This window comes from Streptomyces sp. NPDC087845 (assembly GCF_044742755.1).
GTDB lineage: Bacteria > Actinomycetota > Actinomycetes > Streptomycetales > Streptomycetaceae > Streptomyces.
The window spans coordinates 82673-107406 of record NZ_JBIUVC010000008.1; the positions used below are offsets into that span (position 1 = coordinate 82673).

The following is a 24734-nucleotide window of genomic DNA, read 5'->3' on the forward strand; positions in this document are numbered from 1 at the left end:
CCCGGCGTCCAGCGGTCGCGGAGCCTGCTCGCGGGCAGGGCCCTGAAGGTGAGCACGGGCTCCGGTGAGGGATTTTCGGCGCCGCCGGCAGTCGGCGCGGCCCGGCCGGTCGTGGCGGCCACCTGGCGTCGTGAGGGACAGCAGCCGTGGTCAGATGTGCGGTCGCCGGGGTCCGATGTGCCGTCGCCGGAATACGGACGTTCGCGGACCGGGGAGCAGCGGAGCCCGTCGGGCGCGGCACCCCGGCAGACACTTCCTCACACGCACCCCCGGCCCGCCGAACCCGCGGCGCCGCACCGGACCCGTGCGACCGGCTCGGGACCGGCGCCCGACGGGCCGGGGCCCGGCGGCACCGTCCAACGCTCCGTGCCCGGAAACCCGATGCCCGGACCCGTCCGGAGCGGGGCGCCCTCGGGCCGGGCGGCCGATGGTGGTCCCGGTCGCGTGCCGGGGGCCGGGGCCGACCGGAGGGGGCGCGGACCGGCGGCCGGCGGCTCCCTCCTGCGACTCGTGCAGCGTTCGGCACGCGGCAGCGCAACAAGGCCGTCGTCCCGGCTCGGCACCCGCCCGTCGGAGCAGGGGCCCGCAGAGTCACCCTCCGACCGTCTGCCCGGACCGCCGTCCCCGGCACCACGTCCCGTGCCGTCCGCCCCGTACGCGTCCCCCTCCGTGCCGTCCGCCGCTCAGCCGGTTCCGGTCGTACGCCCGCATCCGCCCGCCCCGGACCGGCCCGGACCATCCCCCGTACCCGTTCAGCGGACGGCGATGCCGGTGGTGCCCGAATCCGCCGGTCCCGCCACCACCGGACCGGCGGCCGGAGACGGAGCTCCACCACCCGCCGGACCGCCGCGCCTTTCGGTACGGGTTCCGCAACGCGCGCCCGCTCCGGCCGCCGGAGCAGGCAGCTCCGGGACCACGGCTCAGGCGCTTCAGCGCGCGGCGGCCGACGCCGGAATCGCCGGTGTTCCGGTGCGGGCGGCCCCGGTGAAGCCCGCCCAGCCGCCGGGAAGGACCGGATCGGCCGACTCGGAAGCTCCGGCCGCGAACCGCGTCACCGGGGCGGACATCGAGGAACTGGCCCGCCGTCTGCTCGATCCGGTGAGCCGGCTGATCCGCGCGGACATGCGCAGAGGGCGGGAGCGTACGGGACGGTTGTACGACGGTCGCCGCTGACGACGCCCCGCCCGGCACAGCACCTGGGAAACGGCAGAGAAGAAGAGAAGCACATGACGGACAACATCTTCGCGACGAGCGTGTTCTTCAAGCTCGCCATCGGCGGCAGCGACCTGGGGGCCTTCCACACCTGCTCGGGCCTGGGCGCCGAGGTGGAGTTGGAGCAGTACGCAGAAGGCGGCAACAACGGCTTCACGTGGCAGTTGCCGGGGCGAATCACCTGGACCAACATCACGCTGACCCGCCCCGTCACCGCCGACACGCTCAAGATCGCACGGTGGCTGAACGAGACGATCCAGCGGGTCGAGCCCAAGGACGGCGAGATCGTCGCGCTCCGTCCGGACCTCAGCCGCATCATCAGCTGGCAGGTGCACGGCATCGTGCCGGTCCGCTGGCAGGGACCGTCCTTCGACCCCGCCAGTTCCCAGGCGGCGATCGAGACGCTGGAGATCGCGCACGAGGGCCTGGAACCCTCCTGATGATTCGTCATATCCCTTAGCAGGTACAGGTAACAGAGAAGATCGGGAGGGAGGAGCGCCATGTCACCCGCTGTCCGTACGAGCCGTGCCCGCGCCCAGCTGACCATCATGGAGCCGCCGGCGACCGTCGGCGCCAAACCGGGCGGGAACCTCGCCCGGCTCACCTTGCAGTTCAACCCCGCGAAGCTGTCGCTGAGCAAGAGCACCGAGTGGCGGCGGACGCCGTCCCGGATGGCCGGGCAGTCCGCGCTGCCCGAATTCGTGGGCAGCGGGCCCCGGGCGCTGTCCCTGGAGGTCTTCCTGGACTCCACCGCCACCCACGACAACTCGGTGGAGAAGGCGGTGGAGCAGCTGATGCTGGCGTGTGTCCCCACCCCGAGCAGCCTGGCCCGCAAGACGCCGGCGAGCCCCTGGGTCCGCTTCGACTGGGGCACGTCGAAGACGACCTCGTTCGACGGCGTGCTGTCCAACCTCTCCGTCTCGTACACCCTCTTCGACGTCGACGGGAAGCCGCTGCGCGCCACCTGCGCCCTGTCGATCGAGGAGGCGAGCGTGGATCCGGCCGGCCAGAACCCCACGTCCGGCTCGCGCGAGGCACGTCGCACGCACCGGGTCGTCGCCGGAGACAGCCTGCCGCTGCTCGCCTGGCGCGAGTACGGCGACGCCACCGCGTGGCGCACGATCGCGGAGGCCAACGACGTGGACGACCCGATGCAGTTGATCCCCGGCAGGGAGCTGGTCGTTCCCGGACTGGAAGATCACGCTCCGGAGGGCGGCCGATGACCGCCCCCGGCCGCTCCTTCGCCGCGGATCCGATCGTCGAGGCCCCTGGTGAGCTGCCACCGGCCTGGGCGGCCCAGCTGGTGAGCTGCGTGGTGGACGAGAACGTCGGCCTGCCGGACACCGCCGTGCTGACGTACCGGGACCCCGATCACAAGCTGCTCACCGCCACCGGGCTGACCATCGGCACCCCGCTGAAGATATCCGTGGTCACCGTGCAGGAGCGGGTGCGCGAGCGGCTGTTCACCGGTGAGGTCACGGCGGTCGAGCTGGACAGCGACACCACCGGTTCGTTCACGGTGGTCCGCGCCTTCTCCAAGGCCCACCGGCTCCAGCGCGGACGGAAGGTGGTGGCGTTCCGCAACATGAAGACCGCCGACATCGTCCGCAAGGTCGCCGCGGGCGCCGGGCTGGCCTGCGGAAGGATCGAGGCCGCGCCCATCATGTACAAGCAGCTGACCCAGCCCAATGTCTCGGACTGGGAGTTCCTCCAGTACCTCGCGGGCGAGAGCGGGGCGCACGTGCGGGTGGACGACAAGGGCCTGTTGCAGTTCGTGAAGCCGAAGCCCGCCGCGTCGGCGCCCTCGCCCGCCACCTCCGCCGCCCGGCACCCGATGGTCCTGGAGTACGGACGCAATCTGCTGGCCCTGCGGGCCGTGCTGACCGGTGCGGACGGGGCGGACAGTGTGGAGGTGCGCGGCTGGAACGTCGACACCAAGACACGGCTGGTGGCCCGCGAGCAGTCCATTCGCAGCGACACGGTGTCCCCCGGGATGAGCCCGTCGCTGGCAGCCGGGGCGTTCGGCCCGAACGCCCGGATGACGGTCACCGACACCCCGTACCGCACCCAGGCCGAGGCCACGGCCGTGGCCGGTTCGGTGGCCGCTTCGGTGAGCTCCGGATTCGGTGAGATCGAGGCGGTCGCCGAGGGCAATCCCCAGCTGCGGGCGGGCGAGCCGGTGGCCCTCGGCAACGTGGGACCGGCGTTCGCCGGGCGCTACACGGCGACCGCCGCTCACCACGTGCTCGAACCGAACGGCGGCTACCGCACCACCGTGCTGGTGAGCGCGGCGCCCGACCGCTCGCTGGCGGGACTGACCAGCGGCTCGAACGCCCCCTCGCGCGGCCCGCGGATGCCGGGTCTCGCGATCGGCGTGGTCACCGACATCCGCGAGGGCAGGGCCGAACGCGGCTGGGTCCGGCTGAAGTTCCCCTGGCTCGACGACACCTATGTGACCGACTGGGTCCGTACGGTGCAGTGGGGCGGCCAGGGCGGTGGCGGGGTGTTCAGTCCCGAGGTCAACGACGAGGTGCTGGTCGGGTTCGAGCAGGGGCTGCTGGACAGCCCCTATGTGCTGGGCGGCCTCTACAACGGGGTCGACAAGCCCTCGCCGCACGACGTGCCGCTGGTCGATCCGACCAGCGGCAAGGTCAACCGCCGCTCACTGGTCTCCCGTTCCGGGAACCGGCTCGAACTGCTGGACGCCCCGCGCGGACCGTCCGGCGTCCGGCTGGCCACCGGCGACAAGCGGCTCGAAGTCACACTGGACGAGCGGCGGGGCGAGATCGCGCTGACGGTGTCCGCCCCCGGCGGCACCCGGACGCTGAGCTCCGTGACCCTCTCCGCGTCCGGTATCACGCTCGACGCCGGTACGGGTGAGGTGAACGTGAAGGGACGCTCGGTGACCGTCAACGGCAGGACGGGAGTCACCGTGGACGGCGGACTGCTCGCCGTTCTCAAGGCCAAGCTCATCCGCATCAACTGACGCCCCATGCGGTCCGACCGCGGCGGAAGTCCCTCTGACAGCAAGGAGAACAGCCAGCATGCCCCCCGCAGCCCGCACGGGCGACAGCACCGCCCACGGCGGCCTCATCGGCACCCCGCCCCCGGGTGCGGTGGCCGTCGCCACCGTGCTGATCGGCGGTCGGCCCGCGGCCGTCGCCGGGAGCCTGCACGTGTGCGTCGTCCCGCCGCACGCCGCGCTCGGGCCCGGGAATGTGATCATGCCCAACCCGGCCGCCGCGGTCACCGGTCAGGTCCTGATCGGCGGGCTGCCCGCCGCCCGGATGCGGGACACCACCACCTGCGGCGCGCCCATCATCAGCGGTGCGCCGAACGTACTGATCGGGGGCCCGATGTGAGCGGCGGCGGGTTCATCGGACGCGGCTGGGGCTTCCCGCTGCGGGTCGGCGCCACGGGCGGCATCGGCATGGTCGAGCGGGACCGGGAGATCGAGGAGGCGATCGGGCTGGTGCTCGGCACGGCACCGGGCGAGCGGCCGATGCGCCCGGAGTTCGGCTGCGGCATTCACGACTACGTCTTCGCACCCGGTGACGGCGCCACCGCCGGGCGCATCGCGCACGAGGTCCGCACGTCGCTGGAGCGGTGGGAGCCGCGCATCGAGGTGACCGACGTGGTGATCGCTTTCGACGCCGTCGAGGAGGGCACCTTGTACATCGACGTCCACTACACCGTGCGGGCCACGAACGACCTGCGCAACCTCGTCTTCCCCTTCTACACCATCCCTTCCTCCGAAGGATCCGAAGAAGCGGGGGTGCGCTGATGGCCCTGCCCTCCCCCAACCTGGACGACCGGCGCTTCCAGCAGCTCGTCGACGAGGCCAAGCGGTACGTCCAGCAGCGCGCTCCCGAGTGGACCGACCACAACGTGTCGGACCCCGGCGTCACACTCATCGAAACGTTCGCGTACATGGTCGACCAGCTGCTCTACCGGCTGAACCGGGTGCCGGACAAGAACTACTCGGCCTTCCTCGACCTGCTCGGCGTCACGTTGTTCCCGCCGTCGGTGGCGCGGGCGGAGGTCGACTTCTGGCTGTCCGCGCCGCAGCCGGAGACCGTGCGGCTCCCGGCAGGCACGGAGGTCGCCACCTCGCGCGGTGAGGCCGAGGAGGCAGTGGTGTTCTCCACCTCCGACGACCTGGCGATCGTGCCGAGTTCGCTGGTCCGGCTGGTCACCGCGCCGGTGTCGGGCGACCAGACCGACCGCACCGCGCCGCTCGGCGCCGGCAAGGACATCCCGTGCTTCCAGCCCCGGCCGGAGCCCGGCGACGCCCTGCTGTTCGGGCTGCCCACCGCCGTGCCCCGGTGCATCGTCGCCGTACGCCTGGACAGCCGGGTGGAGGGCGTGGGCGTCGACCCGCGGCAGCCGCCACTGGTGTGGGAGGCGTGGGACGGTGCCCGCTGGGTCACGTGCCAGACCGGCACCGACAGCACCGGCGGGCTGAACAGGCCCGGCGAGGTGATCGTGTTCGTCCCCGCCGGACACACCACGTCGGTGACCGCGGGAACCCGGGCGGGATGGCTGCGCTGCCGGGTCACCGCGCCGGAACCGGGCCAGCCGTTCTACTCGGAGTCGCCGACGATCCGGGAGGCCGAGGTGTTCACCGTCGGCGGCACGATGGGCGTCGAACACGCGGAGACCGTCCTCGACGTTCCGCTCGGCGTCTCCGAGGGCGTCGCCGGGCAGCGGTTCTCCGTGAGCAGGGCGCCGCTGCTGCTGGACGGTGAGCCGCCGGTCGTCCAGGTGTCCTCCGTGGACGGCTGGCAGGTGTGGACCGCCGTGGAGCACTTCGGCGCCTCCTCCCCGGACGACCGGCACGTGCGGATCGACGCCGTCTCCGGCGAGTTCGCGTTCCCGCCGGAGGTACGCGAGCCGGACGGGACGATGCGCGCCTACGGTGCGGTGCCCGAGAAGGGCGCACAGCTGCGGATCCCCCGCTACCGGACGGGCGGCGGGGCAGCCGGGAATGTCGCCCGGGGCGCCATCTGCGTGCTGCGCAGCTCGGTGCCGTACGTGGCGGGCGTGGACAACCGCGAAGCGGCCCGCGGCGGGGTCGACGGCGAGACGGTGGAGAACGCGAAGATCCGGGCGCCCAACATCCTTCGGGTGCAGGAGCGGGCGGTCACGGCCGACGACTACGAGGTCATCGCCCGCGAGGCCGCGCCTTCCCTGCGCAGGGTCCGGTGCCTGCCCGCCGTTGCGGGCGAGGGCGGTGCGGTGCGGGTCCTGGTGGTACCCGACGCGGTCGCCGACGAGGGCGGTCAGCTGCGGTTCGAGCAGCTGATCCCGCCGGACTCCGTGCTCTCGGCGGTCGCGGCGCGGCTCGACGAACGGCGGCTGGTCGGTACCCGGCTGGTGGTGGAACCGCCCGTGTACCAGGGCGTCACCGTGGTCGCCAGGCTGGTGGCGGCCGGTGTTGACGCGGACCGGGTCCGCACGGAGGCGCTCGCGGCGCTGTTCCGCCACATCGACCCCCTGCGGGGCGGAGCGGAGGGGACGGGGTGGCCGTTCGGCAGGCCGGTGCAGTACGGCGAGGTCTTCGCCGTACTCCAGGGCGTGCGGGGGGTGGGCCTGGTGGACGAGGTACGGCTGTTTCCCGCGGACCCGATCACCGGCCGGCGCGGGGCGGCCGTGGAGCGGATGGACGTCGCCCCGAGCGCCTTGGTCTTCTCGCACCAGCACCAGGTCGTGGTCACCGCGAGCGGGGCCGGTGACGGCTCATGACGAGGGCTGCGGTACCCGGGCTCGCCAGCCGCTATCCGATCGGCGGGCTGCTGCCCGCGCTGTACGCGGACGACGACCTGGCCCAGCGATTCACGGCGGGCCTCGACACCGTCCTGGCGCCCGTCCTGTCCACCCTGGACAACCTCCCCGCCTACTTCGACCCGGCGCTGGCCCCGGCCGACTTCCTGCCCTGGCTGTCGTCCTGGGTGGGCGCCGACATCGATCCGGCGTGGCCCGAGGAGCTGCGGCGGGCCGTCGTCGCCCGCGCCGTCGACCTGCACCGGTGGCGCGGCACCCGCCGCGGCCTGATCGAACATCTCCGGCTCTGCTTCGGCGTGCATGCCGACGTCCAGGACGGCGGCGGCGTCGCGTGGTCGTCGGAGCCGGGCGCCGAGCTGCCTCCGGCTCCGACCGGAGAACTGCTGGTCCGGGTCTGGGCGGTGCGCGGAGGGCCGGTGGACGCGAGCCGCGTCCACGACGTCGTCGCGGCCTCGTGCCCCGTACACCTCACGTGCCGGGTGGAGATCCTGCCGGGCCCGCCCGACGAGTCAGGAGGCTGACCAGATGCGCTCGTGTCCGGCGTGCGGTAGCGCCAACCGCGAGGACGACGAATTCTGCGGGAACTGCGGTTCCTACCTGGGCTGGTCCTCCCGGCCACCGCGGAACCCTCCGGCCGCCGCGGAACCTGTCGGCCCGGCAGAACCGGCAGCCGGGCCCACGACCCGAGCTCCAGCCGCTCCCGAGACCGGTAGCGCCCCTGAGACCGCAGATCCCGCGGCCGGGCCCCCGCCCTCCCCGCGCCCCGAACCGCCGGTGGAACCCACGCGGTTCCGCACACCGGAGCCTGCCGGACCGCCCCCCGCGGAGCCCGCGGCGGCCCCGGAACCGCCCCCGCGGCCGGCGCAGCCCGCCCCGGTCCTGCCGGAACCACCGGCGGAGGAGGACGTGCCCGTGGTGGCGGTGCAGCCGGCCAAGCCGATCGCCCGGCGGCCCGTCGTCAGACCCGTGGCAGCGGACGAGAAACCCGACGGGCCGCCGTGCCCGGCGTGCGGCACCCCGAACCTGCCGGAACGCCGGTTCTGCCGGCTCTGCGCCGCACCGCTGCACGCCCGGGAGCAGCCGAAGCCGCTGCCGTGGTGGCGCACGGTGTGGCCGTTCCGCCGCCGCGTGCGGGGCGGATCGGGCCGGGCGCTGCGGCGGACCCTGCTGGTACTGGCGGTCGTCGGGCTGCTGTTCGCGGGCTTCCTGCTCCTGCCGGCCGGGCGCTACCTCTTCGAGGACGTGCGGGACAAGCTCGGCGGAACGGCGGAGATCAGCCCGGCAAAGGTCACCGCGAGCTCCCAGGCTCCCGGCCATCCGGCGACCGCGGCCATCGACGGAGTGACCAACACGTACTGGGGGGCACCCACGCTCGGCTCGTCCTTGACCTGTGTCTTCGACAGGCCGTTCCGGCTGGTCGGCGTCATGGTGCACACCGGTGTGTCGAAGGAGCCCCAGGAGTTCCGGCAGGGGGCGAGGCCCACTCGGGCCGATCTGATCGTCACCACGGCGGACGGCAAGGTCCACGAGAAGGCACTGACGCTCAACGACAAGCCGGGCCCGCAGACGGTACGGACCGGCATCAGCGATGTCGTCTCCGTCCGGCTCGTGCTGCGGGCCGCGTCGCACCAGGGCGAGGGGCGGCCCATCGCGGTCGGGGAGGTCGAGTTCTTCAAGCGCACCTGAGGCCGAGCACCGCCGGGGAGCGGGCCAGGGTCTCGCCGACGCCGTTGCACGCGGGCCGGGTCAGGGCGCCCCACGCCGGGGCGCCGGCCCCCGCACTGTGCCCGTTTGCTCTCTCTTCTCTGCCTCTTGGTACCTGGATCAGGCGGCGAGGCGCCACGTATGCAGAAGGAGAAACATTTCTACGCGGGAAGAGGATCCCCTTGCACGATCACGACCACGCGAAGACAACCGCTGCGGCGACCTGGCACGCATCGGCCCGCAAACCGACGGCGGACGAGCGGATGCCGCCCCAGGGCGTCCTCTCGCTGCAGAGCACGGCCGGGAATGCGGCCGTTGTCCAGATGCTCCGCCAGGCCGGGCATCCTTGGGCCCAAGAACAGCATCAGAACAGGGCGGGCGGTGGGCACCAGCAGGCTGAGCAGCCCGCGGTGCAGCGCTCCGCCGTCCACGACGTCCTGCGCACCGGCGGCAAGCCCCTGGACGAGGCGACCCGAACCGAGATGGAGGCACGTCTCCAAGCCGACTTCTCCGACGTCCGCATCCACAACGACAGCGCCGCCAGGGCGTCCGCCGCCGAAGTCGGCGCCCGCGCGTACACATCGGGCAGCCACGTCGTGGTCGGCGCCGGCGGCACCGACAAGCACACCCTCGCCCACGAACTCACGCACGTGATCCAGCAGCGTCGAGGAACCGTGGCGGGGACGGACAACGGCGCGGGGCTGTACCTCTCGCACCCGGGCGACCGCTTCGAGCGGGCGGCGGAGGCGAACGCGGCGCGCGTGATGGCCGGACCGGTGCCGGACTCACCGGCTCCGCACGGCTGTGCGGAGCGGAGCACGGCTTCCGGCACCGGTCCCGTCCTGCAACGCCGCACCGCCACCTCGCTGCACGACCAGCTCGCGGAGGACGACCTGCCGGCCGACGTGGCCGAGATCGTGAAGCGGTACGACAAGCTGACGGACTTGGACCTCAATGAGCAGGCAAGGGAACTGGGGAGGATTCAGAGCCTGCTCCCGAACGGCCCGAGCAGCATCCGCGACGTCGTGGAGAGCGAACTGAAGCACGTCACCGACGAGCTGACGTCCCTTCAGGCAACCATGAGCACGCCGGACGGCCCCTACGACCTGATGACCCAGCAGGGACTGCTCTGGACGGACGAGGACTTCCCGATGAACACGGCCGCTGTGGGCGAGACCGGCAGACCCTACTTCGAGAAGCTCTCGGCCGGGAACCTGCAGGGGCTGCGGGAAGAGAACGCGAACATCCCCAATGATCTCGAATGGTACAAGGGAATGCGGGACGAGTTGGAACGGACGCTGAATGGCTTCATGGTCCGCCACTACGCCCCGAAGGAACGGATTGAGGGCGTGCTCAGCAGCGGACTGCAGTCGAGGGCGAAGCTGGAGACGGACCACGGTGGTGGCGCGAACAATACGGACACGTACGACGTCCACGCACTGGCCAACACGGGCTTCGTGTTCTTCTACATCGAAGCACCCGAGAGCGGCTTCCGGGGTTCTCGCTTCGGAAACGAGGCCCGGATATCCCTCGGCCTGAAGGAGTCGGGGCTGCTCAGCAATGGCTGGGTGATGCTCAGCGACTTCGCCGCACGGGAGTTCCCGACCTTGCTGGTGGAACGCTCCGACCCTCCCGAGGTCCAGTCCCGCACCAAGAACGTGAACCGGTTCCTCAGGGAAAACAAGAACATCACGAAATTGCGTGAGTTCAAGCGTGACCCGAAGCTGCCGGCTTCCGAACCGCCGCGGCCCATGACCGTCGAACGCCGCGGGGAGTTGAACAGGATTCGGACGCAGATAGCCGAGGAAACCAAATCCAGGCAGCGCTACACCGGGCCTCAGAAGTCCGTTCTGGAGCGCCCCGAGTTGCTGCACCAGAACTTGCTGGTCGGCCCGGACATCATCCCCGGCCTTGTCGAACGGCTCCTGGCAGACGTGGCCCGGATCAGTGAAGTGGATCCGCAGGCGGGAAAGACACTGCGCAGCAAGAGTGCGAAAGACCTGGCGCTCTTCCTGTTCAAGGACGTGGTCCGCCCGCAGGCCATGGTCCCGGCCTCCGTACACGTCGACGCGCAGAACGTCGAGTACGCAAATTGACCACGGGCCTGTTTCCTCTTCCTGTGCAGCGGGACGGGCGCCGGGTGTGGCTCCGCCGGGCGCCCGCCCCGTGGTTCTTCGCGGTCCCGCAAGAGGGGCGCCGGCCTCCGGGCGCGGCACGGCTGTTGCCCCCTGCCGAAGGGCACGGCCTGGGTCGCCGGGCCGGGGAGGTGCCGTCGGAGACGCTGACGACAGGGGCCCGGCCCGTTTGAAGGGCAGCACCGATCCCGGCAGATCTCCACCCGGGGATGCACGCTCTGTTCCACCCCGGGGCCGATCCCCCGCACCCTCCACCCGTGTTCAACTGGCCGATGTGACCGACACGTTGCCGCGCATCCCGCCCAGTCCGGACGGCAAGCCCATCCCGTCGCACGACACGGCGGAATCCTTCCGGGCCTTCGCCCGCGACCTGACCGCGGGCCGGCGCCTCCGGACACCTGAGGCAGCCCGCTTCTTCTCCGACCTGTTCGACCGGTACGCCGCCTCCCGGGACACCGGGCAGGCCACCGGCCGCGACGACCCGCTGCACGATGCCCTGGCCCGCGGCGGCCCCATCCCGCACGACCCCTGCTGGGAACTCGGCTCCGGAACGGGCCTGTTCAGCCCCCTGCTCGCCGGCACCTTCCCCACCGTGATCAGCATCGACCTGTCCGAGCAGATGCTCCGCCGAGCCGCCGGACGCTCACCGGTCCGCTGTCGCGCCGACACCGGCGCCCTTCCCGCCGCCGATGGCTCCGACGCCTGCGGTGCCATGATGATCGTCATCGGTGGGTTCCCGTCGGCGGAACGCCTGTCCGGCTGCCGGCCCGCCTTCCCCGTTCACAGACCGCGGTGTCCGTCGAAGGAGAACACGTGGAAGACCCGACGCAGCAGGAACAGGCGAGCCCCGAGGTGCAGGCACGCATCCGGGCCGGCTTCGACAGTCAAGGGCTCATGGGCCATCTCGGTGCACGGATGACCCACATCGGACCCGGATGCGTGCACATCGCGCTCCCGAGCCGCCCCGAAGTCACCCAGCAGCACGGCTACTTCCACGCCGACGCCACCAGCGCCATCGCGGACACCGCCGGCGGCTATGCCGCCTTCACGCTGTTTCCCGAGAACACCGAGGTACTCACCGTCGAGTACAAGATCAACCTGCTGGCGCCCGCCGTGGGTGACCGCATCGAGGCGGTCGGGACCGTCCTGAAGTCCGGACGCACCCTGACCGTGTGCAAACTGGAGGTGTTCGGCGTCCAGGACGGACGGCGGAAGCTCGTCGCCAACGGACAGCAGACGCTGATCCGCGTGGACAGGCCCGCTCCGTGAGCCCGCAGCCGTCGTTGCCGTCCTGGATGACCTGGCGGCAGAGGCCGTTCCCCGATGCCAATGCGCTGCTGCTGCCAGGACGCCAACCGGTCCTGGTCGACAGCGGGTTCGTCGCCCATGCCGAGGAGACGGCCGACTGGGCCCGCGCCCACGCCGGGGACATCGGCCTGGTCGTGAACACCCACTGGCACTCCGATCACGTCGGCGGCAACGCCCTCCTCCAGGCGAGGGGCGCCAGCATCGCGGCCGGAGCACCGGAGGCGGAGGCGATCTCCCGCAGGGACCCGGGCTGCTGCGCGGCCGAGTACCTCGACCAGCCGGTCGCCCCCTACACGGTCGACGTATCGCTCGACGACGGACAGATCCTCCGGCTCGGGGAAGCCGACTGGGAGGTCATCCGCACGCCCGGGCATACCCCCGGGCATCTGGCGCTGTGGCAGCCGGAGGAGCGACTGCTGGTGGTCGGGGACGCGCTGTCGGACTACGACGTCGGTTGGGTGAACCTCGCCCTCGACGGTCTCGACGCGGCCACGACGGCGCTCGCCTCCTTGAAGCGGATGGCCGACCTCGCCCCGCGCGTACTGCTCCCCTCGCACGGGCCCGTACTGACGGATCCCGATGCGGCGTTCGCCGGCGCCCTGCGCCGGTCCCGGCGTCTCGTGGACGACCCGGACGGAGCGGTCTGGTACGGGGCCCGGCGGATCTTCTCGTTCGCCCTGATGATCCGCGGCGGCATCCCGGCCGACGAGGTCGAGTCCTACCTGCACGCGCGGGCCTGGCTGACCGACGCCGCACGGCTCCTGGGCCGCACAGCCGAGACGCTCGCCGCCGAGCTGACCACCACGACGCTCCGCAGCGGCGCCGTCGTCCTGCGCGACGGACGCCTCCACGCAGCCGCCGAACACACCCCGGTCGCACCGGAGTCACTGCGCGTGCCGTACCCGCGTGTGTGGCCGGCGACGGAGCCCCGGTGACTCGCGGCGAGCATGGGCGGCAAGCAGTCGCGCAGCTGCTCGCCGTCCGCTGCGCCCCGACTCCAGTCGTCGGAAGGTGTGCTCCGGCCCCGGGAACGTTCCTGCCGTCACCTCGGCCGCGAAGTCCGGGCGGCGTCGCGCAGAACGCCCCGCCGATCACCTGGTGCGTCTCGGGTCCGGACCAGGACGGCGAGCGGTCTCCGGTCGGCCCCACCTGGCCGGCGCGGTGGGTGCCGCCGTGTGCAGCCACGCCCTCACGGTCGGCTGAGTCACGCGGATCGGCACGACACGCGCGCTCGACGTGTCCGCCACCGGCCACCGGGCACTGCACGACCGCCTCGGGCAGCCGCCGGCAGCGCAGACGCCGTCGGACACCCGACACCCGGAGCCGCATCCCTGTGGTGCGTGCCCCTGGTGGTACGGGACCGGTGCCGCGGCGCCGACAGGACGGAGCGACGGCCGGACGGCGGCAGGGCCGGGCCGGCCGGCCCGGCCTGAAGACGGAAGCTCCTCAGAGGCATACGGCCTACCGTGTCCGACCGCCGACCGGGTGTGCCCCCGGCGCGTCGGTTGGTTCCGTTCGCCCCATGCGTTGATCATCCGCTGGAGGAGCACCCGGCAAGGGACGAGGCCACGGATGGGCGGGAAGATGTCGAGGGACCACGGGAGTCACCGTCGCCCGCGGCACACATTCCGCGCACTGGCTGCGGCCGTGGTCCTCTGCGCCCTGTCGGGCTCCGGCTGCTCCTCCGAACCGACCCCGCCTTCCCGCCCCGGCACGGCGGCCAACTCGCAGAAGGACCCGTCCCATTGCCGTCGCACCCTGGTGGGCGTGGCACACCCCGACGACGACCTGTTCTTCATGAACCCGGAGATCATGCGGACCATCCGGGAGAGATGCCCGCTCCACACCGTCTATCTGACCGCGGGAGACGATGCCATCGCGAACCGCATCAAGGCACTGGAGTACGTGGACCGCAGGGAGTACGGGGTACGGTCGGCCTATGCGGCCATGGCGGGAGCCGCCGACGACTGGGACCAGTCCGATGTGCAGGTCGGCGACATCCGGGTCCGGTCGTTCCTGCTCGACGGCAGAGCCCGGAGCGCTGACGTCCGACTGACCTTCCTCGATCTCCACGACGGGCTTCCGCACGGCCAGGAAGCGAACAGCGTGCTCAAGCTCTTCGACGGAACCAAGAAGAGCGTCTACGGATTCCTGGGCGCCCCGCGCTACAGCGAGCAACGGCTGCTCGCGACCCTCTCCACCCTGGTCAGGAGCAGCCGTGCGGAACGTGTCCTGACCATGGACCACGACAACGCATCGTTCGCGTTCGGCCTCGGCGGCGGTGTCGACCACAGCGACCACGGCATCGCGGCCCGGTACTTCAGGAAGGTGGGCTACGCCCTCGGAGTTCCCGTGATGTCGTACCTCGCGTACACGATGTCGGCGATGAAGGCGAACCTCACGCCCGGGCAGGCGGCGGAGAAGGAGCGGGTGGCACGTTGGTACATTGCCAAACGCCGGTGCCGCGCCACCGGATGGTGCGCGAACGTACCTCCCTACCGCGGTTCGCTGCAAGAAGACTGGAAACTGTGGCTCCATCGTCAGTACGAACAGGTCCATCGCTCTCCACGGCCCGGTGAGATCCTCGGAGACATCGGCCGGACCACGTACTTCACCGGCCCGGATCCGGCCCAGTGCCTCGACGCGGCAGACGGTTCGCCGGGGAACCGGACAGTCCGCATCCACGCGTGTGACGGATCCGCCGGGCAGCGGTGGAGGATGAGGCGGGACGGCACGATCGGGCTCCGGAACGAGCCGGACTCCTGTCTCACGGCCGACGGCCCGCGGGTCCGGCTCGAACCCTGCCGCGGCGGAAGTCCGAACCAGAAATGGACCCGTGTGCCGTGGAAGAGCCCGACGTGGAAGCGCACGGCAGTGCGGATCGAGGGCAGCGGCAACCACTGCCTGCACCAGGACGACCGCGAGTTCCCCGCCCATTGGAACGATCGGGACCACCCCAGCCCCCGGCTGACCCTCTCCGACTGCGCCGCGCCGGCCCAACCCGAACAGTACTGGCAGTGGGGCGAATGAAGCCCCGTGCGTCGACCCGGCCCCGGAGACCTGGCCCGGGGCCTGTCCGCGGTCCAGACATCGAGACGGGCAAGGTTGACCGCGGCTGAGGTGAGCTGGTGTTGGAGCCGGGTCTTGGCGAGTCCTCGGTAGCGGCTTTGCCGCAGACCTGCTGTGTGGACGGCGTGGGAGATGGTGCCCTCGATGCCGTTGCGGGCCGCGTAGCGTGCCCGCCACTCGGGTGTTCCCCGGGCGGCACAGGCCTGTTGGATCGCTTCGCGTTCTGCGCGGGGCCGCAGGGTGATCTCCCGCTTGATGGCTCGGTTGGAGCTGATGCACTGGGGACGGGCGGGGCAGGGACGGCAGTCGGTGGGCGAGAAGGCGATCCGGATGATCGGAGCGTCTCGGATGGAGAACGCATCACGCCACTGGCGAGAGGTCTTGCCGTTTGGGCAGATCACCGTCTTGGCGTCCCAGTCCACGGTGAAAGCGAACTGGTTGTAGGGGCCGGCGGTCTGGGCCGATCTGCCGCTCTGGATGGGGCCGGTCAGGGTGATGGGCTTTGAAGCCGTCCCATTTGAAGTCGCGTTTCACGCTCGCGCGGGCTTCGGCGTCATAGGGACTGACCAGGCGTAATGCGCCTGGCGGGCAGGCTTTTGGGTCCCGCCGCGGCACCCCGTCTTCCGCGTCGACGACGTACTGCTGCACCCATGCCCGGCGCAGGACCTGGACGGCGGGCAGCTCGTGCAGCCATACGGGTGCGTCGGGCGTGTAGACGTCGGTGAGCAGGCGCATTCCGTCCTGGCCGGTTGTTCAGCCAGCTCGGTCCGCTTGCCCTGGCCCGATGGCAGCCAGTAGTCCTCCGGGCGGGTCGATACCGGTCGAACCATGCCGGGTCGGCGTGCAGCACGACACGGAGGGGGAGACGGCCCAGCCGGGTGGTCGCGTCACCGACTGGCGCGACGGACGGGCCCCGCCGGAACCAGGACGCAACGCACCGGCGGTGACACTGGTCGAGCGGGACTACACCGCAGTCGCGGACCGGATGGCCGCGTTCGGGCCCCTGGCCGAGGAGTGCGGCGTGACGGTCAAAGGGGTGACCGTCACGCCGGGCCCGGAGGCAGGTCGGGTGGCGACGCGATGCGGCGCGGCCACCCGGGGAGCGGCCCTCGGGCGGCCGCTGCTCGATGCGGACAACATGTGCGAGGCGATCCTGGCCCCGTCCGGCACCACCACCGGGCGCCTCGCGGCGGAGGGGTTCGGCCATCGCGCCGACCGCGTCGGACCCGGATCCGGGCTCCCGGAACTGGCCGCGTCGGTCGCGGAGCGCCCGGTGGTGTTCTCCGACACCCAGGAACGGCCCGTGCAGGTCGGCGCCAGTTTCGAGTGGTCGGACAAGGAGGCCCCCGACCGACGGTACTCACCGTTCAGCATCGACACCGAGCACAACTAGCCCTGGCACACCCTCACCGGCCGGCGGCACTTCTGTCCCGACCACGACTGGATGGCCGACCTGGTGAGCAGCTCCCCGTCCACCGGCCGCCACTGAACATGGCCGAGCTCGGGGAGAACGGCACCGCACAGGACCGGGCGCGGGCCGCGCGGTGACGGTCCGCTACCTCACCCCGCGCTCGAAGTGGTCCCTCCACTCCGAGTACCGGTTGTCCGGCCCTCGACGCGTTCAACCTGCGAACCGGGCCATCCACGCCTCGACGTCGTCCGCCGATCGCGGCAGGCCCGCGGACAGGTTCTCGTGGCCGTCGTCGGTGACGACCAGGTCGTCCTCGATCCGGACGCCGATTCCGCGCCACTCCTCGGGCACGGTGAGATCGTCCGGCTGGAAGTACAGGCCGGGCTCGACCGTGAGCACCATGCCCGGCTCCAGCACACCGTCGACGTACTCCTCCTGCCGGGCCTGCGCGCAGTCATGGACGTCCAGACCGAGCATGTGACCGGTGCCCGCCATGGTGAAGCGGCGCTGGAGGCCGAGTTCGTACGCGCGGTCGGCCGGGGCTTCGATGAAGCCCCACTCGACCAGCCGGGCCGCCAGATGGCGCTGGGACGCCTCGTGGAAGTCGCGGTACGCGGCGCCCGGCTTGACGGCGGCCATGCCTGCCTCCTGGGCCTCGTACACCGCGTCGTAGACCTTGCGCTGCAGGGGCGTAAAGGTCCCGCTGATCGGAAGCGTGCGGGTGACGTCGGCGGTGTAGAGGGTGTGCGTCTCCACGCCGGCGTCGAGCAGGAGCAGCTCCCCCGGGCGCACCGGACCGTCGTTGTCCGTCCAGTGCATGATCGTGGCGTGCTCGCCCGCGGCGCAGATCGAGCCGTAGCCCACGGAGTTGCCCTCAAGGCGTGCGCGGCGGAAGAACGTGCCCTCGATCCACCGCTCGGACGACGCGACCGCCCCGGAGAGCTCACCGATCGCATCGGTGAATCCGCGCACGGTGGAGTCCACGGCCTTGCGGAGCTCGGTGATCTCCCAGTCGTCCTTGACGAGGCGGAGATCGCCGAGTGCCTCTTCCAGTTCGGCGTCGCGCTCCTCTTCGGTGGTGACGGCGGCCTCCAGAGACGGGTCGAGACCTCGGACGATCCGGGTCGGCGCACCGGAGGCGCCGGCCAGGTCACGGGCCGCCGAGCGGACGTCGCGGCAGGGCAGGCCGAGCACGGTCTCCGACTCGGCGAGGGCGCGGCGCCGGCCCATCCACAGCTCCGCCGTGGCACCGGTCCAGAACTCGTCGGTGTCCCTGCTGTCCCGCGGCAACTGGTAGCAGTAGGCGTCGTGGCCGCCGTCCGCACGGGGTTCGAGGACGAGCGCGCCGTCCCGGGCCCGGTCTCCGGTCATGTGCACGTAGCCCGAGTACGGGCGGAACGGGTAGGTGTCGTCGTTCGAACGGGCCTTGAGATTCCCCGACGGGATCACCAGGCGTTCGCCGGGGAAGCGCGCGGAGAGCGCGGCGCGGCGGCGGGCCGCGTACGGAGCCTGCTCGTCGAGCCGCAGGTCGTGCCGCTCGGTGTCCGCCCACCCCGCCCGCATCAGGGCGGACAGTTCCTCGGAGATCCCTGAGTAGAGACCGTTCTTTCGGCCCTTGGCCACGTCATGCACCTTCTTCTGGGTGAGTTTCTCGGCGGCGAGAGACAGGGAGGCCCTGCGGACAGGCCGGGCTCCCTCCCGGTGCGGCCCGGGCGCCCTCGCTGCCGCCGGTCGTCGGCGACTCCCGGACGGTATCCGGCCCCGCGCGCGTTCGGTGCCGAAGACTGCCACTGGCACAGATCGGCCACAGCCCCGACAGGAGCCGTCGATAATGCTCGGTATGACGAACGCGAAACTCGGCGAGGCCCTTCGGCTTCTGGGAATCGGTCACGCGGCGGGCCAGGTCTATCGGGCGCTGCTGGAGCTGGCCCCCGCTCCGCTGAGTGCGATCAAAACCGCGACCGGTCTGGGCGGTGCGGAACTCGCCACGGCGTACACCGCACTCGTCGACGCCGGCCTGGCCAGTGCCGTCGAGGCGGACGGGGATGTGGTGGCCCCGGTTCCGCCCACCGCGGGCCTGGAGATCCTCGCCCGGCACCGGGCGGCCGAGGTCGAGGAGTCGCGCATCACGGTCGGAGGCGCGTTCGAGTCCTTCCGGCGACAGCGGCTCGCCGCGTACAACGACAACCTCGTCGAGGTCGTCACCGGCGACGCCATCGGCCCCAGGATTCGTCAGGCCTGGGCGAGCGCCCGCGATCAGATCCGGCAGTTCGAGTCGCCTCCGTATTTCCCCTTGTCCGGGGCCACGGACGACGCGCTGGCCACGCTCGCCCGCGGTGTGACGCAGCGTGTCGTGTACTCGCGGGAGTCGCTGGAGCATCCGGGTCACCTGAAGGAAGCCGTCGAACCGTGCATCAAGGCCGGCGAACAGGCCAGGGTGCTGCCGTCGGTGCCGGTCAAACTCGTGATCATCGACGAGGCGTACGCACTCGTGTCGTTGTCGATCAAAGAGGCCGACGTGCACAACACCATGCTGGTCGTACAGCCGTGCGGCCTGCTCTCCGCGCTCGTGGCACTGTTCGAGCAGTCCTGGCTGAGCGCCCTGCCGTTCCACGGCCGCACCGCCCGCCCGGGTGGTCTGCCACCCGCGGACCGTCGCCTGCTGTGGCTCCTCGCGGGCGGCGCGAGCGACGACGTCATCGCCCGCGAGTTGGGCATCAGCCGCCGCACGCTGTTCCGCCGCGTGCAGATCCTGATGGCCCGGCTGGGCGCCGCGAACCGCTTCCAGATGGCCCTCCAGGCACAGCGCTGCGGGTGGTTGTGAGCCGGTACGCGGCCGGGCGAAACCGACGCGAGCGGCTCGAACGTGCTCGGCCGGCGGGGAGGGCTGCCACCTTCCTGATCCGCTGCAGAAGGCCGCGTGCCACTTCACCGTAGCTCCGGCATCGGGGCCCGCTGTCGGTGATCAGTGGCCGCGCCCTGCCGGTCGTACCTCCCTGAGCGCATGCAGGTGTGCGCCGGCACCCAGGCACCACGGCACCACTTGAAGCGGCCGTGACCACATCGGTGCGCCTGACAGCGTGCTGTGCGTGCGCTGCCAGCCGCAGGTCCGAGGCTGAGGTCGTCCAGGTCACCCATTGCCCAGAGGAACGGATCAATGTCCCAACGTACTTTTTCTTCGGATCGTGCTGCGTGGTCGCGTCGACTGCGGGTGGCGCCGACTCTTGTGACGACATCGGCTCTGGCCCTGAGCCTGGCGGCATGTGCCGCGTCCCCGGCTCCCTCTCGGGCTGTACCGGCCGTTCAGTCCGCGCACGCCACGGCCCGGGGTGGGGCCGAGGCGCAGCGGGCCCGGTTGACGCTGTTGACGCAGAAGCTGGTGGACGCCGGGGCGCCGGGTGTGATCGTGCGGGTGGACGATGGCCGCGGCAAGCCCATCGAGATCGCCGAGCAGGCTCCCTGGGCCGAGCGGGATCACCGGCTCGACGTGGGAGACGAGTTCCGGATGGGTTCCAACACCAAGACCATGATGGCCACTCTCGTTCTGCTGCTGGCGGCCGAGGACAAGCTCGCCCTGAGCGACCCGGTGGAGAAATGGTTGCCGGGCAAGGTCCCGAACGGCGAGGCGATCACGCTGCGGATGCTGCTGAACCACACGAGCGGCCTCTTCGACTACACCGAGGACACCGCGCTCCTGCAGTCGATCCTCGGCAAGGACAGGCGGCAGTGGACCTCCACGGAGCTGCTCGCCCTGGGCGTGAAGCACGAGCCGCTGTTCGCCCCGGGCACGAAGTGGTCGTACAGCAACACCGACTACGCCGCGGTCGGCGCCGTCCTCGAACAGGTCACCGGGGCGAGCCTCGCCGACCTGATCCGTGACCGGATCGCCCGGCCACTGAATCTGAAGCACACCTACTTCGCCACGGGCTCCAGCTGGCGTGGCCAGCATGCTCATGGCTACGAACCGGACTCCGACCACATGCCACCGGGCGTGCCCGCCGAGTTCAAGGAGGTTGCCGGGGCGCGCCACGACGGTCACGTGGACGTCTCCGGCAACGACCCGAGTTGGGGCGGTGCCGCCGGGGCGGTGGTGTCCACCGCGCAGGACTGGTCGCGCTTCTATACCGCGTTGATGTCGGGCACGTTGCTGCCCGCGGCCCAGCTGGAAGAGATGCGCGCCACCGTCCCGATGGACCCGAAGAACCCGGAGAACGGGCCGGGCTCCGGGCTGGGCATCGAGACGGGCTCGACACCCTGCGGCACCATCTGGGCCCACGACGGAGGAATAACCGGCTATTCCAGTAGCAACATGACCGACAGGACCGGCAGTCGCACCGCCACCGTCCTCGTCCCGACGGAGTTCTTGTTCGAGTTCGAGGCCGACCCGGAGATCGCCGAGGCCGACCAGGCACTCCGGACGGCCGTGACCTGCGCCATGTTCGGCAAACCGGCTCCGACCGCCCCGGCCGCGTCTCAAACCGGCTGAGCGGAGCAGCCCGGGCGGAGCTCGGGCGCGGCGATGACCGCGGACACCAGGTCTCTGGCCCCGCTCCGCGGCATCGTCGCGCCCGCGGCGTGTGCTGCCGCGAACCCGGCGACTCCCAGGTCGGCAGTGGCCCGCTGGGCGATCCTCCGCACGTCGGCGTCACCGAGATCGTCCGAGCCTCGCAGCGTGGCGGCGGCCCCGAGCAGCTGTCCCGCTCTACCCGGCCGGTCGCGGCACAGCTCGATTCCGGCGACCACCACCGCGATCCGGGGCGCGACCGGAGTGTCCCAGGTCAGCATCAGGTGCACCGCCGGATGGTCGAGCCGGCGTACCGCGTCGTCCGGAAAACCGTCCGCCGCGTCCACCTGGGCGAGCACTCCCAGCAGCAGGGCGGCGAGGTGCGACGGGATCGCCTGGCCGGGTGGCGTCTCAGCCAGTCCGGCCCGTGCGTGTTCGCGGGCCGGCCCCAGCCGTCCGGCGCGCCACTCCAGCTGGGCCAGGCCCAGGCGCACCTGGGCCCACGGCTCCGCCGACTCGGTCTGCGCCACCTGGTCGAGCAGGCCCTCCAACTGCCGACGCCCGCCGTCCGCGTCCCCCGCCTGAGCGTGGATCAGAGCGGATTGCACCTCGTTCTCGATCGTGTACTCCTGCATACCGAGCTCCAGGAAGTACCGGGTGGCCTGCTCGTTCATCGCCAGCACACCGGCCAGTTCGCCGGACAGCCGCAGGATCGACCCGAGGGTGCTCAGGGTGATCGCCAGGCCCCACCGTTCCCCGAGCTCCTCGAAGCCGGTCCGCGCGCGGGTGAGGCAGTCCTTCGCTCGGGTGACGTTCCCGGTGTGCATGGCCAGCAGGCCCCGGACCAGCAGCCCGAACGCCCGCCTCCAGGGGTCCTCCGACTCGTCGTCCGGCTCATCCGGTTCTTCCGGCACGTCGGTCGCACCCGGGGCCGACTCCGTCGCGGCGCCCTGATCCTGCGGCGTCGGTACGGCGACCGCGGCGGCCAACCGGGCCAGTTCCAGCAGGGGATGGGCTCCGGGGGCGATGCCCTCCATCGCCTGCCCGATCCGGCCGAAGGCGGCTTCCGTCTCCTCCGGCCGGCTGATGGCCTGGGTGGCGAGCGCATGGGCCGCGACCACCGTCGCGTGGGCCACCGGATCGGACGGCCCGGGTACGCCGAGCACCCGGCCGAGCAGATCCAGCGACTCCGGCGGGTTGTCCCGCATGGTCCAGAACCAGCACAGCGCGGCGCCGAACCGGACCGCCGTGCCGGCGTCCCCGGACTCGACCGCCCAGCGGATGGCGGCCAGCAGGTTGTCTCGTTCGGCCGACAGCCGGGCCAGCCAGCGCAGCTGTTCGCGGGTGCGCAGGCGGGGTTCCGCGGCCTCGGCCAGTTCGAGAAAGAACCCGGCATGCCGTCCGCGGACGGCATCGATCTCCCCGCGCCGGGCGAGCTGCTCCAGGCCGTACTCCCGGATGGTCTCCAGCATCCGGTAGCGCGGTTCGCCCGTGTCGTCGGCGCCGATCGGGTGCAGCAGGGACTTGTCGGCCAGCGCCGTCAGCAGCTCCTGGACGTCGCAGAGTCGGGCGTCGAGCCCGCCGACCGCCTGCGCCGCGTCCTCGGTGAAGCCACCGGGCACCACCGACAGCCGTTCCAGGAGCGCTCGCTCGTCGGTGTCCAGCAGGTCCCAGCTCCAGGCCACTACGGCGCGCAGGGTCCGGTGCCGGGGCAGTGCGGTGCGGCTGCCCCCGGTGAGCAGCCTGAACCGGTCGTCCAGTCGGGCCGCGACCACCTCGATCGGCAGGGTGCGCAACCGTGCCGCGGCCAGTTCGATCGCCAGGGGCAGGCCGTCCAGGCGGCGGCAGATCTCGACCACTGCCGCCGGCGTGCCGCCGTCCGGCGAGCCGCCCTCCGCGGCGAAGCCGGGACGGACCGCGGCGGCCCGGTCGTAGAACAGCTGGATCGCCGCGCAGGCGCGGGCCTGCCGGACCGTGGAGCCCGGTTCCGGCAGTGCCAGGGAGAGCACCGGGTGCAGGGTCTCGCCGCCGATCCACAGCGGCTCCCGGCTGGTGGCCAGGACCCGCAGCCGGGGGCACCGGCCGAGCAGGGTCTCGGCAAGCGTCGCGGCGGCCTCGACCACGTGCTCGCAGTTGTCCAGCACCAGCACCAGATCGTCGTACCCCAGCGCCTCGACCAGCCGGTCCAGGATCTCCTCGGGGGAACCAGGGGTGCTGCCCGGTGCCGTGGGCGGGCGGTCCGGTGCCGGAGTGCGCTTGAGCGCGCCGGCCTCGCGCGCCCGCAGGGCGTCGAGCACCGCGCGGGGCACGTCGTCCGCGCCGACCGGAGCCAGGGCGACGAACCACACCCCGCCCGACGGAGTGAGCTGCCGACCGCTGGTGTTGGCCAGCCGGGTCTTGCCGGCTCCTCCGGGGCCGACCAGGGTGACCAGCCTGGCCCGACCGAGCAGCTCGACCACCCGGCGGACGTCGTCCTCGCGGCCCACGAAGCTGGTCAGCGGAGCGTCCAGGTTGCCCTTCGACGACGACCGGCGGGCTCGCTGGTGGTGCTGCGGCTGGTGGTCGGGTTTCGGCTGGGGGTGGGTCTTCGGCTGGGGCTCGGCCTTCGGCTGGGGGATCTCGCCGCGCAGCACCGCGAGATGAGCTGCCTGCAGCTGCGGTCCGGGGTCGCTGCCGAAGGTGTCGGCCAGCCTGCCGCGCAGCCGCTGGTAGGCGGCCAGCGCCTCGGCGCCCCGGCCGCCGGCGGCCATGGCCCGGATGAGCTGGGCATGCAGCCGTTCGTGCAGCGGATGGTCTGCTGTCAACGATTCGAGCTCGGCGACCAGGTCGGGGTCGGTTCCCAGAGCGAGGTCGGCCTCGATCCGGTCCCCCAGGGCGGCCAACCGTGCCCGTTCGAGCCGCTCGGCCTCGGCGTCGGCGAAGGGTGCCTCGCGCACGTCCGCCAGGGCGGGGCCGCGCCACAGGCTCAGGGCCTCCCGCAAGGTGGCGGCAGCCTCGGCGGGCCGGGCCTGGGCGTGCAGGCGCCGACCCGCGCGGGCCAGCCGCTCGAACCGGACGGCGTCCACCGCATCCGCTTCGATGGCCAGCCGGTATCCGGCCGGTCCGGAGGTGAGCAGCACGGGGTCGCCCAAGACGCGCCTCAACCGGGACACCAGCGACTGCAGAGCATTCGCCCGGTCGGCGGGCGGAGCCTCAGCCCACAGCGCCTCGGCCAGGACCTCCGGCCGCACAGCGCGCCCGGCGTCCATCACCAGCCTGGCCAGCAGCGCCCGCAGCCGCGGGCCACCGACCGGCATCGGGCCGGTTCCGGTGTCCAGCACCAGGGGTCCGAGGAGGCCGATACGCACGCGCCGACTATCGCAGCACCACCTGCTTGATTGTCAAGTCAGTGGCGCACGCGCCTCAGGCAGCCGACATCCTCTTCTGCAAGACCGACCACGTCCCGGCCGGCTGCAACCGGCAGTCCCACCTCGGGGCCACCCAAACCATCGCTCGAACGGTTCCCGTCCGGGCCGACACGGTGCCGAGCACGTGCCGCACCGGCCGGGTCCCGTCGCCGCCATGGTCGTCAGGGTGGAAGAGGCCCGCACAGAGCGGCTGTCGCATC

Annotated in this window: 20 protein-coding genes and 2 pseudogenes; 18 read left to right on the forward strand and 4 right to left on the reverse strand. The window is 71.8% G+C overall.

All coding sequences use genetic code 11. The annotated features are described in order from the left end of the window. Positions 1–765 precede the first annotated feature (765 nt). The 15 genes and pseudogenes from ACIOMQ_RS21380 to ACIOMQ_RS21450 all read left to right on the forward strand — a co-directional run bounded on the left by ACIOMQ_RS21380 (position 766) and on the right by ACIOMQ_RS21450 (position 15173). Positions 766–1173, forward strand: coding sequence for a hypothetical protein (locus ACIOMQ_RS21380; RefSeq protein WP_402189848.1), 408 nt, complete (start codon positions 766–768; stop codon positions 1171–1173). 53 nt (positions 1174–1226) lie between these two features. Continuing rightward, entirely contained in the window at positions 1227–1652 is a 426-nt protein-coding gene (locus tag ACIOMQ_RS21385; protein WP_362206970.1) for a phage tail protein, read from the forward strand. Between the two features lie 60 nt (positions 1653–1712). Continuing rightward, positions 1713–2435: a LysM peptidoglycan-binding domain-containing protein gene (locus tag ACIOMQ_RS21390; protein ID WP_362206969.1), complete on the forward strand. Its 723-nt coding sequence runs from the start codon at positions 1713–1715 to the stop codon at positions 2433–2435. Continuing rightward, positions 2432–4198 (forward strand): VgrG-related protein, encoded by a 1767-nt coding sequence (locus ACIOMQ_RS21395; protein WP_362206968.1) that lies wholly within the window; start codon positions 2432–2434, stop codon positions 4196–4198. The genes ACIOMQ_RS21390 and ACIOMQ_RS21395 overlap by 4 nt, the downstream gene beginning before the upstream one ends. A 58-nt stretch (positions 4199–4256) precedes the next feature. After that, on the forward strand, positions 4257–4574 hold the full coding sequence (locus ACIOMQ_RS21400; protein ID WP_383068594.1) for a PAAR domain-containing protein: 318 nt from the start codon (positions 4257–4259) through the stop codon (positions 4572–4574). Continuing rightward, positions 4571–4996 carry a GPW/gp25 family protein gene (locus tag ACIOMQ_RS21405; RefSeq protein WP_362206966.1) on the forward strand — a complete coding sequence of 142 codons (426 nt, stop codon included), beginning with the start codon at positions 4571–4573 and terminating at the stop codon, positions 4994–4996. Before ACIOMQ_RS21400 ends, ACIOMQ_RS21405 begins: the two co-directional genes overlap by 4 nt. After that, the gene (locus ACIOMQ_RS21410) at positions 4996–6957 is read left to right on the forward strand and encodes a putative baseplate assembly protein (protein ID WP_362206965.1); all 1962 of its coding nucleotides are present in this window, start codon (positions 4996–4998) and stop codon (positions 6955–6957) included. The genes ACIOMQ_RS21405 and ACIOMQ_RS21410 overlap by 1 nt, the downstream gene beginning before the upstream one ends. Continuing rightward, the gene (locus ACIOMQ_RS21415) at positions 6954–7517 is read left to right on the forward strand and encodes a phage tail protein (protein WP_401264996.1); all 564 of its coding nucleotides are present in this window, start codon (positions 6954–6956) and stop codon (positions 7515–7517) included. Before ACIOMQ_RS21410 ends, ACIOMQ_RS21415 begins: the two co-directional genes overlap by 4 nt. 4 nt (positions 7518–7521) lie before the next feature. Beyond that, positions 7522–7581: pseudogene (locus ACIOMQ_RS21420) on the forward strand (zinc ribbon domain-containing protein); the annotation flags it as partial. 327 nt (positions 7582–7908) lie between these two features. Further along, on the forward strand, positions 7909–8682 hold the full coding sequence (locus ACIOMQ_RS21425) for an NADase-type glycan-binding domain-containing protein (RefSeq protein ID WP_362207028.1): 774 nt from the start codon (positions 7909–7911) through the stop codon (positions 8680–8682). Between the two features lie 200 nt (positions 8683–8882). Beyond that, positions 8883–10796, forward strand: a complete 1914-nt coding sequence (locus tag ACIOMQ_RS21430) for a DUF4157 domain-containing protein (RefSeq protein ID WP_402189850.1) — start codon at positions 8883–8885, stop codon at positions 10794–10796. A gap of 313 nt (positions 10797–11109) precedes the next feature. Then, positions 11110–11754 carry a methyltransferase domain-containing protein gene (locus ACIOMQ_RS21435; RefSeq protein ID WP_362206963.1) on the forward strand — a complete coding sequence of 215 codons (645 nt, stop codon included), beginning with the start codon at positions 11110–11112 and terminating at the stop codon, positions 11752–11754. After that, the gene (locus ACIOMQ_RS21440; protein ID WP_401265005.1) at positions 11649–12104 is read left to right on the forward strand and encodes a PaaI family thioesterase; all 456 of its coding nucleotides are present in this window, start codon (positions 11649–11651) and stop codon (positions 12102–12104) included. The genes ACIOMQ_RS21435 and ACIOMQ_RS21440 overlap by 106 nt, the downstream gene beginning before the upstream one ends. Further along, positions 12101–13078, forward strand: coding sequence for an MBL fold metallo-hydrolase (locus ACIOMQ_RS21445; protein WP_401265008.1), 978 nt, complete (start codon positions 12101–12103; stop codon positions 13076–13078). The genes ACIOMQ_RS21440 and ACIOMQ_RS21445 overlap by 4 nt, the downstream gene beginning before the upstream one ends. Before the next feature lie 832 nt (positions 13079–13910). Further along, the gene (locus ACIOMQ_RS21450; RefSeq protein WP_402189855.1) at positions 13911–15173 is read left to right on the forward strand and encodes a ricin-type beta-trefoil lectin domain protein; all 1263 of its coding nucleotides are present in this window, start codon (positions 13911–13913) and stop codon (positions 15171–15173) included. 122 nt (positions 15174–15295) lie between these two features. Here ACIOMQ_RS21450 and ACIOMQ_RS21455 read toward each other — a convergent pair. Together ACIOMQ_RS21455 and ACIOMQ_RS21460 are read right to left on the reverse strand one after the other, a co-directional pair. Continuing rightward, positions 15296–15634 (reverse strand): annotated as a pseudogene (locus ACIOMQ_RS21455) (transposase); the annotation flags it as partial. Beyond that, positions 15573–15947 carry a hypothetical protein gene (locus tag ACIOMQ_RS21460; RefSeq protein ID WP_401754601.1) on the reverse strand — a complete coding sequence of 125 codons (375 nt, stop codon included), beginning with the start codon at positions 15945–15947 and terminating at the stop codon, positions 15573–15575. The pseudogene ACIOMQ_RS21455 and the gene ACIOMQ_RS21460, both read right to left, overlap by 62 nt. 106 nt (positions 15948–16053) lie before the next feature. Between ACIOMQ_RS21460 and ACIOMQ_RS21465 the strand changes: the two genes are divergently transcribed. Continuing rightward, positions 16054–16605, forward strand: a complete 552-nt coding sequence (locus tag ACIOMQ_RS21465) for a hypothetical protein (protein ID WP_402189857.1) — start codon at positions 16054–16056, stop codon at positions 16603–16605. Positions 16606–16833: 228 nt separating this feature from the next. On the opposite strand, the gene ACIOMQ_RS21470 is transcribed toward ACIOMQ_RS21465, so the two are convergent. Further along, positions 16834–18246: an aminopeptidase P family protein gene (locus ACIOMQ_RS21470; protein WP_402189859.1), complete on the reverse strand. Its 1413-nt coding sequence runs from the start codon at positions 18244–18246 to the stop codon at positions 16834–16836. A gap of 217 nt (positions 18247–18463) precedes the next feature. Here ACIOMQ_RS21470 and ACIOMQ_RS21475 point away from each other — a divergent pair, with 217 nt between their 5' ends. Beyond that, on the forward strand, positions 18464–19447 hold the full coding sequence (locus ACIOMQ_RS21475) for a LuxR family transcriptional regulator (RefSeq protein ID WP_401754593.1): 984 nt from the start codon (positions 18464–18466) through the stop codon (positions 19445–19447). 531 nt (positions 19448–19978) lie between these two features. Next, positions 19979–21109 (forward strand): serine hydrolase domain-containing protein, encoded by a 1131-nt coding sequence (locus tag ACIOMQ_RS21480; protein WP_401941035.1) that lies wholly within the window; start codon positions 19979–19981, stop codon positions 21107–21109. Here ACIOMQ_RS21480 and ACIOMQ_RS21485 read toward each other — a convergent pair. Further along, on the reverse strand, positions 21097–24474 hold the full coding sequence (locus ACIOMQ_RS21485; protein WP_402189861.1) for an AfsR/SARP family transcriptional regulator: 3378 nt from the start codon (positions 24472–24474) through the stop codon (positions 21097–21099). The genes ACIOMQ_RS21480 and ACIOMQ_RS21485 overlap by 13 nt on opposite strands. Positions 24475–24734 lie beyond the last annotated feature (260 nt).